General features: G+C 67.0%; 14 protein-coding genes. 8 read left to right on the top strand and 6 right to left on the bottom strand.

The window, feature by feature from the left end:
- Positions 1 to 4 precede the first annotated feature (4 nt).
- From lanM to B9C43_RS02995, 3 genes are read left to right on the top strand one after another with little or no spacing between them, the layout of a single operon-like run.
- Entirely contained in the window at positions 5 to 2,785 is a 2,781-nt protein-coding gene (gene lanM, locus B9C43_RS55380; RefSeq protein WP_200825409.1) for a type 2 lanthipeptide synthetase LanM, read from the top strand.
- Positions 2,778 to 4,628, top strand: coding sequence for an ABC transporter ATP-binding protein (locus tag B9C43_RS55375; RefSeq protein WP_143446062.1), 1,851 nt, complete (start codon positions 2,778 to 2,780; stop codon positions 4,626 to 4,628). The genes lanM and B9C43_RS55375 overlap by 8 nt, the downstream gene beginning before the upstream one ends.
- Entirely contained in the window at positions 4,621 to 5,940 is a 1,320-nt protein-coding gene (locus B9C43_RS02995; RefSeq protein ID WP_084424466.1) for an FAD-binding oxidoreductase, read from the top strand. Before B9C43_RS55375 ends, B9C43_RS02995 begins: the two co-directional genes overlap by 8 nt.
- Here the strand turns inward: B9C43_RS02995 and B9C43_RS02990 are convergent.
- Positions 5,930 to 7,087 carry an acyl-CoA dehydrogenase family protein gene (locus B9C43_RS02990; RefSeq protein ID WP_084424465.1) on the bottom strand — a complete coding sequence of 386 codons (1,158 nt, stop codon included), beginning with the start codon at positions 7,085 to 7,087 and terminating at the stop codon, positions 5,930 to 5,932. The genes B9C43_RS02995 and B9C43_RS02990 overlap by 11 nt on opposite strands.
- Positions 7,088 to 7,179: 92 nt before the next feature.
- Here B9C43_RS02990 and B9C43_RS02985 point away from each other — a divergent pair, with 92 nt between their 5' ends.
- The 3 genes from B9C43_RS02985 (at position 7,180) to B9C43_RS02975 (ending at position 10,183) form a co-directional block, all read left to right on the top strand.
- Positions 7,180 to 7,842, top strand: a complete 663-nt coding sequence (locus tag B9C43_RS02985) for a winged helix-turn-helix transcriptional regulator (RefSeq protein WP_033379865.1) — start codon at positions 7,180 to 7,182, stop codon at positions 7,840 to 7,842.
- A gap of 196 nt (positions 7,843 to 8,038) precedes the next feature.
- Positions 8,039 to 9,262: a glycosyltransferase 87 family protein gene (locus B9C43_RS02980; RefSeq protein ID WP_084424464.1), complete on the top strand. Its 1,224-nt coding sequence runs from the start codon at positions 8,039 to 8,041 to the stop codon at positions 9,260 to 9,262.
- 51 nt (positions 9,263 to 9,313) lie between these two features.
- Positions 9,314 to 10,183 carry an alpha/beta fold hydrolase gene (locus tag B9C43_RS02975; protein ID WP_200825408.1) on the top strand — a complete coding sequence of 290 codons (870 nt, stop codon included), beginning with the start codon at positions 9,314 to 9,316 and terminating at the stop codon, positions 10,181 to 10,183.
- Between the two features lie 3 nt (positions 10,184 to 10,186).
- Here the strand turns inward: B9C43_RS02975 and B9C43_RS02970 are convergent, their stop codons facing one another.
- The 3 genes from B9C43_RS02970 to B9C43_RS02960 all read right to left on the bottom strand — a co-directional run bounded on the left by B9C43_RS02970 (position 10,187) and on the right by B9C43_RS02960 (position 11,943).
- The gene (locus B9C43_RS02970) at positions 10,187 to 10,705 is read right to left on the bottom strand and encodes a gamma carbonic anhydrase family protein (protein ID WP_084424463.1); all 519 of its coding nucleotides are present in this window, start codon (positions 10,703 to 10,705) and stop codon (positions 10,187 to 10,189) included.
- A gap of 11 nt (positions 10,706 to 10,716) precedes the next feature.
- Positions 10,717 to 11,202 carry a response regulator transcription factor gene (locus tag B9C43_RS02965; RefSeq protein ID WP_051894694.1) on the bottom strand — a complete coding sequence of 162 codons (486 nt, stop codon included), beginning with the start codon at positions 11,200 to 11,202 and terminating at the stop codon, positions 10,717 to 10,719.
- Between the two features lie 132 nt (positions 11,203 to 11,334).
- Entirely contained in the window at positions 11,335 to 11,943 is a 609-nt protein-coding gene (locus B9C43_RS02960; RefSeq protein WP_084424462.1) for a TetR/AcrR family transcriptional regulator, read from the bottom strand.
- 107 nt (positions 11,944 to 12,050) lie between these two features.
- On the opposite strand from B9C43_RS02960, the gene B9C43_RS02955 reads away from it, so the two are divergent.
- A complete protein-coding gene (locus B9C43_RS02955; RefSeq protein ID WP_084424461.1) occupies positions 12,051 to 12,476 on the top strand; it encodes an SRPBCC family protein in 426 nt (141 codons plus the stop codon).
- Positions 12,477 to 12,488: 12 nt separating this feature from the next.
- Entirely contained in the window at positions 12,489 to 12,803 is a 315-nt protein-coding gene (locus tag B9C43_RS02950) for an ArsR/SmtB family transcription factor (protein ID WP_084425553.1), read from the top strand.
- Here B9C43_RS02950 and B9C43_RS02945 read toward each other — a convergent pair.
- Complete coding sequence (locus B9C43_RS02945) at positions 12,781 to 13,986, bottom strand: MFS transporter (RefSeq protein ID WP_143446058.1); 1,206 nt, start codon at positions 13,984 to 13,986, stop codon at positions 12,781 to 12,783. The genes B9C43_RS02950 and B9C43_RS02945 overlap by 23 nt on opposite strands.
- The gene (locus B9C43_RS02940) at positions 13,983 to 14,657 is read right to left on the bottom strand and encodes a CTP synthase C-terminal region-related (seleno)protein (protein ID WP_084424459.1); all 675 of its coding nucleotides are present in this window, start codon (positions 14,655 to 14,657) and stop codon (positions 13,983 to 13,985) included. The genes B9C43_RS02945 and B9C43_RS02940 overlap by 4 nt, the downstream gene beginning before the upstream one ends.
- Positions 14,658 to 14,660: the final 3 nt, after the last annotated feature.

Genomic DNA, 14,660 nt, shown 5'->3' with positions numbered 1-14,660 from the left:
TTCCATGGCACCTGACGAGGTCGGCGAGCTCGACCGCACTGTGGAATGGCTGATCGGACCGGCACTGCACCGGCTGGACGGCCGCCTGGCCGGGCTCGCCGGCCTCGTCGCTGCCGAGGTCGGCGCCTTCGTCGACGCGACCCGCGAGGTCCTGCTCGATTCGGTGCGCCGCAAGGTGAACCGGGTCATCGTGCTGGAGCTCAACGCCGCACGGGTCACCGGCAAACTCACCGCACCCGACCCGGCCGGACGGTGGCGTGAGTTCCTGCGAACCGCCACCGAACCAGCGTTTTGGCACGGCTTGACCGAGCACTACCCGCATCTGCTCGAACGGCTGCAAGCCGTGGTGGACAACCGATGCGCGGCCGTGCTCGCCATGGCAACACGGTTCGCTGACGACCGTCCAAAGCTGGGTTCGTTGCTCGGTAACGATGTCGGCGAACTGCTGAAGATCGAGATCGGTGCGGGTGACAGCCACCGTGGCGGTCACACCGTTTCGTTGATGCACTGTGCCGGTGGGACAGTGGTTTACAAGCCGCGCCCGATGCAGGTCGACGCCCAGCTCGCCGGCCTGCTGGAAGTCCTTGACCCGCAAGGCATCAGGGTGCCCAGGGCGATCGTGATGGACGGCTACGGCTGGGCCGAGCACGTGGCACACCGTTACTGTGACAGCGATTCCGAGCTCAGCACCTTCTACCGGAACCTCGGCCACTGGCTCGCGGTGATGCGCCTGGTGTCAGGAACCGACTTGCATGCCGAGAACATCATCGCCTGCGGGCCGATCCCGGTCGTCGTGGACTGCGAGAGCATCTTCACGCCCCGGCCGCCGCATCCGCCGACCGGCGCGGGCGAGGCGACCGACCGTGCCGCCGAACTGTTGAACGGGACCGTGATGCGAACCGGCCTGCTCCCGGGCCGCGGCGCGGGCCTCGGCTGGCGCGGTGTGGACGGTTCCGCGATGGGCATGCTGCCCGGCCAGCAACCGGACATCGGCCTGCCCGACCTGGTCGGCGCCGGAACCGACACAGCCAAGATCGCCATTACGCCCCAACAACTCCCGCCGACGCAGAACCTGCCGAGCCGCAACCCTCAGCTCGGGCGTTACTGGGGCGAGGTGGTCGCCGGGTTCGACGCGATGGCGTCCCGGATCAACGCGCTGGACCGCTCCGGCGAGCTTGAACCGCTCCTTCAGCGGTTTTCTGACTGTGTTGTGCGTGTGGTGGTGCGCGACTCAGAGGCGTACACGGAACTCGCCCGAATGCTGTGGCACCCGGTCGGTCTGCACAACCAGCCCGCTGCCGAGCAGAAAGCCTTGGCACTGATCGCACGGCATTCGATGAACACCCGTGGGCCCGCCGAACAGGCCGTGCACGCGGCCGAGGTCGCCGAGTTGCTGATCGGTGACATCCCGGTGTTCACCACGACACCGGCCGAAGGGTGGCTGCACACCCCGGCAGGAACGGTCTGCGGGCCGCGGCAGGACCAGATCCAGCTCTGCCTGCAGCGCTGGCGGGAAGCCGATTTCGCGCTGGAGCGCCGGGTCACGCACGCCGCCTTGGTCAGTGCCTATCTGAACCAGGGTGCCGAGCCTGATCTGCGGCAGATGGACACGTCCGTCGAAGAGTCCGATGTGGATGCTCGGCGCCGGGCGCTCGCGGCTGCCGAGATCCGTACTCTGGCTTCGGAAGCCGTCCGGGGCAGCGACGGAACCGTAACGTGGTTCGCGCCCATCCTGGACCGCTCCGGCTGGCAGACCACGCCGCTCACGCCCGACCTGTACAGCGGAACGCTCGGCGTGGCTGTCCTGCTGGACGGCTACGCGCAGGAGGTCGCGGCCGGGCGAGCGGATCTTGTTCCCGAGGCCGATGGCCTGCTGGACGGCGTTATCCAGACCGCGCGGCGGACCCAGCACTGGTGGGCCGAGCAGGCGACGCACACCAAACGGCGTCCCGACCCGCCCGGTGGCTACATTGGACTCGGCTCGCAGATCTGGTGCTGGCTCACCCTGGGCCATGTCGAGGACGCCCTGTTCCTCGCCGCGCAGCTGCCGGCAGCGATCGAGGCCAGTGAAGGGCCTGACCTCGTCGTCGGTTCGGCCGGGTCGATCGTGCCGTTGCTGATGCTGGCCCAGCGGACCGGGGACGACCAGTGGACGGACCTGGCTGTCCAGGTCGGCGATCACCTTGCCGCGACGGTGTTACGGCCCGCTCCCGGCCAGGTCTGCTGGTCGGTGGCGAACTTCCCGGACGGGATCGGCGGCTTCGCCCACGGTTCGACGGGTATCGGCTGGGCGCTGGCCAGGCTCTCGCTCGCGACCGGTGAGGCGCGGTTCGCGACATTGGCCGACGAGGCTGCCGCGTTCGAGGAGACGTGGTACTCCACCGAGCGCGGCGGGTGGTTGGACCCGCGTGAGCCGACGTCAACCGTGGCCGCGTGGTGCCATGGTGCGCTTGGTGTCGGGCTCGCGGCCGCGGATCTGTTGGGCCGTGGGTTCGCGCCCGACCGTAACCACGATGTCCTGCGGCGTGCTGTTGCCGCCACCGAGGAAGGCGGCTTCGGCTGGACACATACGTTGTGTCACGGCGACATGGGGTCCTGGGAGTTGCTGGGCGCCTCCAGAACCGCGCAGATCATCACCAGCCTGGAGACGCACGGCACGACGACCGGTCTGGCTCGTGAGGTGTACTCGCCGAGCTTGATGTCCGGTTCGGGCGGTGTGGCGTACCAGCTGCTGCGGATGCACCCCGAATGCACGCTGCCGTCAGTGTTGGTGCCCGGTGAGTGACGATCCGCGGGAGCTGAACACCCCGCATTGGCAGATCGACGAGAAGGCGGAGGGCCCGCGCCGAGTCATCCGCAGCCTGCCACGGGTGACGTGGCCGGTGCTGCGGATGATCTGGGACGCGGCGCCCAGGTCCGCATTGCTCATCGCGATCATGCAGGTGACCTCGGGGTTGGCGGCGGCGTTCGGCCTGTTCGCGACGGCCGAGGTGCTGACCGAACTGTTCTCCTCGGGACCGACCGCTGATCGTGTCGTCGCCGCGCTGCCGTCCTTGCTGTTCGTCGGCGGGGCGTATGCCTTGCGCGGCGCGATGGACATCGGTGTGGCGATCGCGCACGCCCGCATCACTCCCGCAGTCCGGCGATTGGCCGAGGAACGGCTGTATCAGGCGAGTTTGAGCGTGGAATTGGCCGCGTTCGACGATGCCCAGTTCTACGACCGGATGCACCGGGCTCGGGATCGTGGGCTGTTCTACATCGAGCGGTCAACCGACAACCTGGTCGAGCTCATCGGCTCGGTGCTGGGCATTGCCGCCGCGGTCAGCAGCCTCGCAGTACTGCACCCTGTATTACTACCTGTACTACTGTTGGCAGTGATACCTGACGCGTGGGCAGTCCAGCGATCGGCAATGCTGGCTTACGCGAGCATGGCCCGTGCGGTCACTTTGGACAGACGAGTGCAGATGGTCGCCGAACTGGCCACCGAACGCGAGCCCGCGGCGGAGATCCGGGCATGCCAGGCCGAGCCGTTCGTCATGCACGAGTACCGCGTTGTCGCGGACCCGTTGCGGGACGAGGACATTCGGCGCGGTGTCGCCCAGGCACGCGTCCGTGGTGTCGGCCGTGCGCTCGCCGGCGTCGGGTTGGCCGTCACGTATGTCGTTCTCGGGCTTTTGGTGCACGCGTCGTGGGTTCCGTTGGCCGTCGCCGGAACGGCGGTGATCGCCATCAGGGCGTCCACGACTGCCTTGAACCGCTTGGTCCTCGCCTCGAACCAGCTGGTCGAGCAGGGCATGTACGTGGCCGACTACTTGGCGTTCCTGGACTCCGCGCAACGCCCGCCGGTGGCATTGCCCGCAGTGGTCGCGGACCCGAGCCGTGTTCAACTGTCCAACGTCAGCTTCACGTATCCAACCAGCCCGCAGGCCGCTCTACGGGACGTGTCCATGACCATCGAGCGCGGTCAGACCATCGCGCTCGTGGGTGAGAACGGCTCCGGCAAAACCACCTTGGCGAAGCTGATCGCCGGTCTGTACACGCCGTCCTCAGGCCTGGTGTGCTGGGACGGGACGGACGTGCACTCGCTGGACCGGGCAAGCATCGCCAATCGGGTGATGATGGTTCTGCAGGACCCCATCCGCTGGCCGCACACCGCGCGGGCGAATGTCCAAGCCGGACGCCACGACCGAGACGATCCGGTCGCTCTCGTGGCCGCCGCCGCGCAGTCCGGTGCCGACGAAGTCGTCGACCGCCTCCCCTCGGGCTGGAGCACCTTGCTGTCCAAGCAGTTCCGCGGCGGTCAGGAGCTTTCTGGCGGCCAATGGCAACGGCTCGCGGTAGCCCGTGGCCTGTTCCGTGACGCCCCACTGCTCATCTGGGACGAACCGACCGCGCCACTCGACGCCAAGGCGGAATTCGCGGTCTACGAGTCGTTGCGCGCGTTGGCTGAGGAGCGCACTGTCGTGCTGATCACACACCGCCTGGCCAGCGTGCGCCACGCGGACCGGATCTACCTTCTGCACGAAGGAGAACTCGTCGAACAAGGCACCCACACGGAACTGATGGCACTGGGCGGGCGCTACGCCGAACTGCACGACCTGCAAGCGAAGATGTACGCCGATGCTTGACCTCGTACTGCCGGACGACCCGCGCTACTCGTTGTCCCGCAACCAGTTCATCGGAACGCGGGACGAAGTCCTCCCCCAAGCCGTCGCCCGCTGCGCCACACCCGACGACGTGCTCGAAGCACTCGACTTGGCCGCGGATCGCGACTGGCCGTTCGCGATCCGCGGCGGCGGCCACAGCAACGCGGGCTACTCCAGCAGCACCGGCCTTGTCATCGACCTCTCTCCCGCCTCGGCCGTCACTGTGTCGGGCCGGGAAGTCACGGTCGGCGCCGGACTCCGAACAGGACAGTTGGCGGAGTTGCTCTCCCCTTTGGAATTGCTGGTCCCCGCGGGCTCATGCCCGTCGGTCGGTTTGATCGGCGCGGCGCTCGGCGGCGGTTTCGGCAGCCACGGCCGGACGCACGGGCTGACGTGCGACCACCTGGTGTCCGCGAAAGTCGTCCTCGCCTCAGGGAAGGTGGTCACGGCATCCGCCGAGTCCGAACCGGACTTGTTCTGGGCACTGCGTGGCGCGGGCGGCGGCAACTTCGGCGTGGTGACCAGCGCGACGTTCAGTGCGGTGACATCGACGCGCCGCACCCATTTCCGCTTCTCCTGGGACCTGTCGGCCTCCTTGGTCCACGCCTGGCAGGAGTGGGCACCGTTCGCACCGAACACCACATCCGCCGAACTGATACTCCTCAGCCCCGACTACGCCGAAGACCCACCACAGATGCTGCTGATCGGTGCAGGCGATCCGACAGCGCTGCTGACTCAGCTCCCGAAGCCCAACCTTGCCGAGGTTCGACACCTTTCCGCTGCTGAAGCCGCACTGCTGCACGCAACCCCGTATTCCGCCGCAGCCCACGACCCGTCGAGCATCCCCCTCATCCACTCCCGCCCAGGTATGAGCACAGCGAAGACCGCTTTCTTCACGCAGCCTCTGCCGTCCTCCGCCATCGACGCGCTCCTCGCGCATTTCGTGGCGGCACGCGTTCCCGGCGAGATGCGCGAAGTCGCTTTCACCCCATGGGGCGGTGCCTACCGATCGACCGTTGATACGGCGTTCCCGCACCGGAACCCGTCATTCCTGGTCAAGCACACCGTCCTGGTCGGTCCCAACGGCGCGGCCAGGCGCGGCCACGAAGCCCTCGCCTGGCTCACCGCAAGCTGGAAGACGCTCGAGGGCACGGGCGCCTACCCCAACTTTCCCGACCCGTCGCTGCCCGACTGGCTGACGGCCTACTACGGCCCGAACGTCCCCCGGCTGCGAGAGGTCAAGGCGGCGTACGACCCCGGCAACCTCTTCCAGTTCGGCCAATCTATTCGGTGACCCCGGTGTCCCCGAGTGCCACCTTGCCCGCGTAGGACAACGTGACCTCGGGGTTCAGCGGGTGGAAGGTGCCCGCACGAACGTCCCGGAAAGCCCGCTCCAACCCCGCGCGACGGAAGAAAGACCGCCCACCGAGCAAATCCATCGCCAGGTTGACGACCTCGACGGCCTCAACGACGGCTTGGCGCTTGGCAAGCATCACGGTCGTCAAAGTCTCCGGGTTCACGGTGTACTCCGTGCCCAGTTCGTCAAGAGAGCCCATCAGCGCCCACCAAGCACCCCGAAGCTTGGCGTCCATCAACCCGACCTGCCGGTGCACCTGTGCCGCCCGGCGATCGACAGAGACCTTTGAGACAGCGAGATCCCTGGCCCCGGCGGCAATTCCGAAGTACGTAGCGCCCACCACAGGTGCGAAGTGGACAGTCGCGGCCAGCAGCGGCACGCCGAACTCGCCGTAGGCCCGACGGCCCACGATCTTGCCAGAAGGCACCAAGACGTCCTCGAGAACGACGTCATGGCTCGCCGTGCCGCGCATCCCCACCGTGTCCCAGGTTTCCTCGATCCGGACGCCGGGCGCGTCCAAGGGCACGCTGAAGTGCAAGACCTCCGACTGGTCCGGCAGCACCGCGCTCGTCGACACCACGTTCGCCCGGGGTGCCTGGCTGCAGAAGGCTTTCCGGCCCGTCACGCGGTAGCCGTCGTCTGTGGGGATCGCGACTGTCGTCGGCCAGAGCCAGTCTGAGCCTCCGCTTGTCGCGATCACCATGCCCTCGGCGACCTTCCGCAACACGGTCTCGGCGTCACCAGCACCCATTCGACGGCGATAGCACTGCATCAACGTCAGATAGTTGTGCATCGCGGCCGACAACGCTGTCGCGCCGTCGTGGCGGGCCAGTTCCGCTTGGGCGTAACAGACTTGGCGGATTGTCGCGCCTAAGCCGCCTAACTCTGCGGGAACCGCGAGGGCTAGGTAGCCGTACTCCTGCATCGCCGCGTATGCCTCGGCCACGAAGGTCGCGTCCCGGTCATGCGAGGCCGCGTGCTCCGCGGCGATCGCGCCGACTCGGGCTGCCAGGTCGACGAACCGGGTGTCGTCGGGCCGGACTGGTGTTGGGTATGTGCCTGTTTGAAGCGTCATGGTCGTCATGGCTCACGACGGTAAGAACGTCCGCGGCGCACAGGTAGTTCTAAAACTGAACCCGGCGTAACGGATATCGTGCCTGGTCACGACATATGAACATGCGGACCTACGCCCAGTACTGCCCGATCGTCCGCGCCGTCGAGTTGCTCGGCGACCGGTGGACGTTGCTCATCGTGCGCGACATGCTGATCGGCTCCACCCGGTTCAACGAGCTCGCACGCGGCCTGCCCGGGATCTCCCGGGCGCTGCTCGCCCAGCGCCTCCGCCAGCTGCACAAGGCCGGCCTGGTCACGCGGACCGACGACGGCTACGCGCTCACCAAAGCGGGGACGGACCTTCGGCCGATCGTCTTCAGTCTCGGCGAGTGGGGCGCACGGTACGCGTTCGGCGACCCGCAGCCTTACGAACTGGATCCCGAGGTGCTGATGTGGTGGATGCACGGCCGCATCGACACCAGTGAGCTGGTCAAACGCGCCGTCATCCAAATCGACGTCACCGACCGGCGCAGACAGTTCTGGCTCGTGCTCGAGCCGGGCGACGCCTCCATCTGCTACACCGACCCCGGCTTCGACATCGACGCCGTGCTCAGCGCCGACCTGCCGACCCTCTACCGCATGTGGGAGGGTGAGATCGAACTGCTTGACGCCGTCAAGGCCGGATCCATCGGCCTGACCGGTGCCCGATGGGTCATCCGCAGCCTGCCCACCTGGCTCATGCTCAGCCCGGTCGCCGCGACCGTCCGCGCGGTCCGCGGCAGCTGACCACGCCGTGCGTGAAAGCGCATCTCACCCGTCCGATACCCTCGACAACGGTCTTGGGCGTGTGTGATCCGAGTATGATCATGCTCACCTGAACCAACCTTTTGCACCGCTACGGCATCTATTCCTCGTAGAGGGAAAGCACGGATCTGGAAGCCACGGGTTAGGTGACTTGCATTCAGGGTCGGGGGGACACACGTTGAGCCTGCTACGGGCCGTTGGGCGACCAACCGCGCTCGGCGTCGTCGTCGTGACCGCGCTCAATCTGTTCGCCTTGTTGTGGATGCTGACCGCCCGCACTCCCGGTGGCGGCCTGAGTTTCGACGTCTACCGGATCGACATCGACGCCTACCGGATCGGGCTCAAGGTCTGGTGGGACGGCGGCGATCTCTACGGCCGGATGCCGGAGACCCAGGTCGGGATCAGCCTCCCGTTCCTGTACCCGCCGTTCGCGGCCGCGTTCCTCGCGCCGCTCGGCATATTGCCGTTCGGTGTGGCCAGTGCGCTGTGGACGCTGCTGACAATCGCGTTGGTCGCCCTCGTGATCGTCCTGGTACTGCGGTCGATCGGCGCGTCGAACCCCTGGTGGCTCACCGCGGCGCTGCTGCCGTTCGCGCTGTTCATCGAGCCGGTCCGGGACCACATCTTCTTCGGCCAGGTCAACATCTTCCTGATGGCGCTGGTCGTGCTCGACCTGCTGGTCAAGTCGCCGCGCTGGCCTCGGGGCCTGCTGATCGGGCTGGCCGCGGCGATCAAGCTGACCCCGCTGGCCTTCCTGCTGTTCCTGCTGCTCAGGCGCGATTTCCGGGCCGCGGTGACCGCTGTGTTGTCCTTCGTCGCGTTCGGCGTCATCGGTGCGCTGATCTCGTGGGAGAACTCGGTCAAGTTCTGGACAGGCGCGATGTTCGGCAGTGACCGGGTCGGTGCCGGATATGCCGGAAATCAGTCCATTCTGGCCGTGCTGCTCCGGCTCGGCGGGGAACCGCCGCTGCGCAGCGTGGTCTGGATCGGGTTGTGCGCCGTGGTGCTCGTGCTGGGCATCTTCGCGATGCGCACTGTGCTCGCGGACGGCAAAGTCGCGCTGGCGATGGGCATCAACGCGCTGATCATGCTGCTTGTCTCGCCTATTTCGTGGTCGCACCACTGGGTCTGGTGCGTGCCGCTGCTGCTGGCACTCGCCTGGCATTCGAAGGTGCTCGCGGCCGCCGGGCTGGTGGTGTTCTCGCTGTCGGCGCACTGGTGGTGGCCGAACACGGTCAATCGCGAGCAAGGCTGGGACGCGCTGCAGCAGATAGCAGGTAGCAGCTATCCCATCTTCGCCGTCGCGGTGCTCGTCGTCCTCGCGATCCGCGTTTCCAAGCAGAATGCGTCCTTGTCGCTGTCCGGCCGGAGCAATTCACCGGAGTTGTCAGGTCTGGACTGATCACTGACGTAGGGTCCGATGAGTTTGGGACACTCGAAGGGTCTTACTGTCATGGTGACGACGCACATCCTGGAAACCGCCGAGGTCGACCTCGCGTACGACCTGCACGGACCGCTGCCGACAGCGGACGGACGGCCGCTGTTGTTCATGATCGGCCAGCCGATGGACGCCACCGGGTTCACCCGGCTGGCCTCGTACTTCCCTGACCGCACAGTGGTCACGTACGACCCGCGTGGGCTTGGCCGCAGCAACCGCAAAGACGGCCGGGTCGACAGCAGACCTGAAGTCCAGGCAGGCGATCTGCACGCTCTGGTCGAGGCGCTCGGTGCGGGCCCGGTTGAGGTGTTCGCCAGCAGCGGTGGCGCGGTGACCGCGCTCGCGTGGGTCGCGGCGTACCCGAGTGACGTGGTCACGCTGGTGGCGCACGAGCCACCGCTCATCCACGTACTGCCCGACGCGCCCGCAGCCGAACGCGCGCTGAACGGGTATTTGGAGGCGTACCAGGCCAAGGGCTTCGGCGCCGGGATGGCGACCTTCATCGGCATGACGGCGTGGAAAGGCGAGTTCACCGACGAGTACTTCGCCCAGCCGCCAGCCGATCCCGCCCAGTTCGGGATGCCGACCGAGGACGACGGCAAGCGTGACGACCCGCTGCTGTCCGACCGGGCCATCGCCATCGTCCAGTACCGGCCCGACGTCGAGGCGCTGACCACCGCCTCGACGCGCGTGGTGATCGCCGTGGGTGAGGAGTCCAAGGACGTCTTCACCGGACGCACCGCGGTCGCCACCGCCGAACTGCTCGGCCAGGAGGTGACCGTGTTCCCGAGCCACCACGGCGGCTTCCTCGGCGAGGAGTTCGGATACGCCGGTCAGCCCGAGGCGTTCGCGGCCAAGCTGCGTGAAGTCCTCGACAAGGGCTGACCGTCACACCTCAGCGATGCCCGCCGCATGCCGGCGGGCTAGCTCCTGGTACAGCGACGGATTCGTGTCGATCCACTCGCGCGCGCTGTCGGTGAGCGGGATATGGCGTTTGGCCGGCGATCCCATCGCCATCACCTCGGCCGGGACCTCTGAAGCCGGAGTCACCGTCGACCCGGCCGCGATCATGGCCCGTTCCCCGACGCGCGAACCATCCAGCACAGTCGAACCGTTGCCGACGATGGCGTAGTCACCGATCACGCAGTCGTGGACCAGGCAGAGGTGCCCGACGGTCGCGCCGCGGCCGACCGAGCAGCCGTTCGGGCCGACGTGGATGACCGCGTTGTCCTGGACGTTGGCGCCCTCACGGATCACGATCCGGCCGAAGTCCGCGCGGATCACCGCGCCGTACCAGACCGAAGCGCCGGCTTCGACGATCACGTCACCGACCAGGGTGGCCGTGGGTGCGATCCAGGCGGACGGGTGGACCTGCGGGCTCTTGCCTTCGAAGGAGAACAGCGGCATGCCCGCAGAACCTACTTCACGAAGTCGGGTACCACCTTCGGCGGCCACGTCCCCGCCTCGAGAATCCCCTCCGCATAAGCCTTGGACACCAGCGAAGTCCGATTGGGGGCGCGAAGTTTCCGCAGCAGATTCGTCACGTGGTATTCCACGCCACCACGGCTGAGATCGACCATCACCGCGAGTTTGGCCGTCGACACGCCCGCCGCGACACCTTCGAGAATCCGCGAGTCCATTTTGGTCAGTATCTTTTTTGTGCCGCCGCCAGTGGTCTCCGGCCGGCGCTCCTGCTCGGATTCGACCATCACGATGATCGTCTCGCCGCGCAGCCCGTCACGCCGGACGACGTCCATGAAGTACCGTCCGCGAAGGTCGTCCGGGTGACAGCCGAGCCGCCGGTAGAGCTGCTGGCTGGCCTTCACCACCACTCCGCGCGCATCAACCTGCGCCGCGCACACGCCCGGCACCGCGTTGAATGACCGGAAAACTTCGTTGTCCACCTGGACGACCCACCTCTCACCCCAGAGAACAGGTCCCTCCCGCACGTCCCGGCCGAGAGTATCCACGCCGGGTGTGGCTTCGCAAGGCTTCTTGAGTTGTCCGATGTTGCTTGCCGTGTTTTTGAGTGGGGTTCAGCGCTCCCGTGAAACAAGCGCATCCATTGCCGGAGCCAGGTGGAACAACGCATTCCGCAGAAGATCAGCCAATGGAATCGCGGGCACGACAACAAGACCTGACTCCGTACGAGTAATCCATCGCTCAACCGCGACCCTGGCCGCCGCCGAGATCGCCGCGGCGAGCACCGCTGTGGCCAGTTCGTCGTCGACGCCGGTCCGGGCCGCGATGGCGGATGCGAGGGGCGATTCGATCGACAGGACCGTCTTGACGTACTCCTCCCGCAACGCGGGCGCGGTGGTGATCAACGTGAGCGCGTCACCCGCCGGCTCACTGGTGTACTGCTCAGCGATGGCCGCCACGACCGCCTCGGCCAGGGACTCTTCGGCCGGGCGCGCGAGCAGCGCATCCGCGATCCCGTGGGCACGCTCGGCACCAATCGCCGCGACGATGGCCTGCTCACGGCTGGAGAAGTAGTTGTTGTACGTCCTGGGCGACACGCCCGCGGCCTCGGCGATATCGTCGACGCGGACGTTCTCCGGACCACGCTCCAGCGCCAGCCGCAGCGCCGCAGCGCTGAGGGCCTCCCGGGTAGCGATCTTCTTGCGTTCACGCAGTCCGCTCATTTCCGCAGCATATCTTGCGTGCACGCACTTTCCGACGTGCAACTCACCGGTTGCACATAGCGGTGCGATGTGCAACTATTGGGTTGCATATCAACCGAGGAGGGTTCATGGTTTCCGACACCATTCAGCGCGACATCACCATCTCCGCGTCCATCGACAAGGTGTGGGCCGCGTTGACCGAGGAAAAGCACATCAAGGAGTGGTTCGGCGATGAGGCCGAAGTCGACCTGCGGCCAGGTGGCGCGATCGTCTTCGGCTGGGCGCCGCACGGACGGTTCCACGGCAAGGTGGCAGCCGTCGAGCCGCCGCATCGGTTCTCCTACTGGTGGGCTCGTCCTGCCGACACCGATCCCGCACCGGGCAACCAGACGCTGGTCGAGTTCACCCTGTCCGAGGACGGCGACGGAACGCGCCTGCGGGTCATCGAGAGCGGCTTCACCGCGCTTAGCGGGGATCAGGAACTGGCGGTCAAGGAGAACACGGAAGGATGGCACCGTGAACTCGACGAACTGCGGGCGTACGTCGAGGCCTGACGGGAGCGGATGATGACCAACGGTGTCGACGAGGTGCTGGCGGCGCTAGCGGATCCGACCCGTCGACGCCTGCTGGACGCCCTCGCCACCCGCGGCGAGGCCACTGCGACCACACTGGCCACCGACGTCCCGGTGACCAGGCAAGCGATCGTCAAACACCTGTCCGTGCTGCAGCAGGCAGGCCTGGTCGACGGCGGGCGGCACGGCCGTGAGGTGCGCTATTCGGTCAAATCCGATCGGTTGGCCTCGACCGCGACCTGGATGGCGGGCCTCGCCGACGAATGGGACCGTCGACTGCGGACCATCAAGCGGATCGCGGAGTCTTGACCGACAGGTGCCGTGAACTCGGTACCAACGCGGCCGCTGCCGGTGCGAGGAAACACATCGCGGCACACACGGCGAGCACCGCGCTCAAGCCGTACCCGTCGATCGCCGGCACGATCAGGGCGAGCCCGACGGGGGCCAGTCCGTAGGAGATCAGGAAGTCCAATGAGGACACGCGGGCCAGCTTGTCCGGCTCGACTTCCCGTTGCATCGCGGTGAACCACGGCACGTTGAACAGTTCGATGCCGATCCCGACCGCGACGAAGGCGGCCACGATCACGACCGGGTGCACTGGAAACAGCATGCTCAGCGGCGCGAACCCGAACAGGGCGAGGCCGCCGAACGCCGCCCAGCCCTGGTTGCGTGGCCGCCACCGCGCAATGATCAACGCGCCGGCCAGGGCACCGACCGAATACGCGGTCGTTCCCGCGGCCAGAACGAATTCCGTGCCGTATCGGTCCCGGCTGACCAGCGGCAACGCGACGGCGATCGCGGTCTGCCCCACGGCGGCTGTGAGGGCCAACGCGCCGAGTCCGGCAAGGAACCACGGGTGCCTGCGCGCTTCCCGCAGTCCATCAAGGAATTCCTGGTGGAGTTTGCCGCGCTCACGCGGCGTTTGGCTTGCTCCCCGTGGCGGGACGAGCGCGACGATCAGCCACAGCGCGCAGGTTCCCAGCAATATCGCCGATGTGCTCACCACGTTCGCCAGCAGAGCGGTCACCCCAGGCGCGACGAGGGTCGAGACCCGCACGGCGAACGTCATCGCCGCGTTCGCCTGCTGCCGCTGGGAACCGTCCACGACCTCGGCCGTGAGCGCCTGGAACGCCGGACGGCACGCACCCTGCCCGGCGCCGAGCAGCACCGAAGCAATGACCATTACGGGCAGTCCGCCGAACGCCACCAGCGGCGTGCTCACAAGCGACAGAACACCAGCCCAGAACACGATGGCCCGCCGCGAGTACCGATCGGCGAGCACGCCACCGATCGGCACTGCCACCAGGAATCCGGCTATGCGCGCCGCGAGGACGACGCCGAGACCACTCGCGGTCAACGTCCGTTCGAGCACCGCAAGCCCGAGGATGAACGGCAGTGCCCAGGTCGCGACGGTGGATGCGGTGGCGGCCAGCCATAGCCGGAGGAACCTGGTGTCACGCAGGACAGAACGCTTCGCCGGAAGGGTCGTCACCTGACTACAGTGGCATGCTCCTGTGCCGCTATGGCAAGCATCTTCACGATCGGGTGCGGTTGGGTTTCGGCCAATTCCGGCTGGAAGAGCGTGGCCAGGAAAAACGGGTGGTCGTCGAGCTCGACGATCCTGAGCTGTCCTTCCTCGTCGGTGCCTGTCACGCGCAAGCCGTGCAATTGCAAGGGCTGCAAGTACTTCTCGCTCAGGCCGTACGCGCAGTGGTAGCGCTCGACGGTCCGGACGGCACCGAGAATCCTGTGCGCCAACGAATCCGGGGTTGTCACGATCGTGCCCTCATGGCCGACCAACGAACATGTCAAGGGCACAATCAACAGATCGTCGGCATCCGGGGTGGTTTCTCCGTGGTGTACGTCCAACCCGCACACGTTGCGGGCGAACTCCAGCAGGGCGTGTTGCAGGCCGCCGCACGTGCCGAGAAACGGGATCCGCCGCTCACGCGCGATTCGCACGGCCTGCACCGCACCGGCTTCGCTCCGGTACGGGCTGCCGGGCACCAGCCAGATGGCGTCGAACCCGGCCAGTTCCTCGTCGACGTCCTCGGTCGGGATCCAGTAGGCGTCCAGGTCCAGGCCTTGCAGCAGCAGGGGGATCCTGGTGTGGGATCTGACCGCCGCTGACCGGTCCCCCACCAACGCGAGTCGTGCTGTCATGCC

Origin of the sequence: Kibdelosporangium aridum, from assembly GCF_900176515.1 — a bacterium.
GTDB lineage: Bacteria > Actinomycetota > Actinomycetes > Mycobacteriales > Pseudonocardiaceae > Kibdelosporangium > Kibdelosporangium aridum.
This window is presented reverse-complemented; position numbering and strand designations above follow the sequence as displayed.

Bases quoted from the DNA above. Each gene is read 5' to 3' on its own strand.
- lanM (WP_200825409.1), top strand. From the start codon at position 5: ATGGCACCTGACGAGGTCGGCGAGCTCGACCGCACTGTGGAATGGCTG.
- B9C43_RS02995 (WP_084424466.1), top strand. From the start codon at position 4,621: ATGCTTGACCTCGTACTGCCGGACGACCCGCGCTACTCGTTGTCCCGC.
- B9C43_RS02990 (WP_084424465.1), bottom strand. From the start codon at position 7,087: ATGACGACCATGACGCTTCAAACAGGCACATACCCAACACCAGTCCGG.
- B9C43_RS02985 (WP_033379865.1), top strand. From the start codon at position 7,180: ATGCGGACCTACGCCCAGTACTGCCCGATCGTCCGCGCCGTCGAGTTG.
- B9C43_RS02975 (WP_200825408.1), top strand. From the start codon at position 9,314: ATGGTGACGACGCACATCCTGGAAACCGCCGAGGTCGACCTCGCGTAC.
- B9C43_RS02970 (WP_084424463.1), bottom strand. From the start codon at position 10,705: ATGCCGCTGTTCTCCTTCGAAGGCAAGAGCCCGCAGGTCCACCCGTCC.
- B9C43_RS02960 (WP_084424462.1), bottom strand. From the start codon at position 11,943: ATGAGCGGACTGCGTGAACGCAAGAAGATCGCTACCCGGGAGGCCCTC.
- B9C43_RS02955 (WP_084424461.1), top strand. From the start codon at position 12,051: ATGGTTTCCGACACCATTCAGCGCGACATCACCATCTCCGCGTCCATC.
- B9C43_RS02950 (WP_084425553.1), top strand. From the start codon at position 12,489: ATGACCAACGGTGTCGACGAGGTGCTGGCGGCGCTAGCGGATCCGACC.
- B9C43_RS02940 (WP_084424459.1), bottom strand. From the start codon at position 14,657: ATGACAGCACGACTCGCGTTGGTGGGGGACCGGTCAGCGGCGGTCAGA.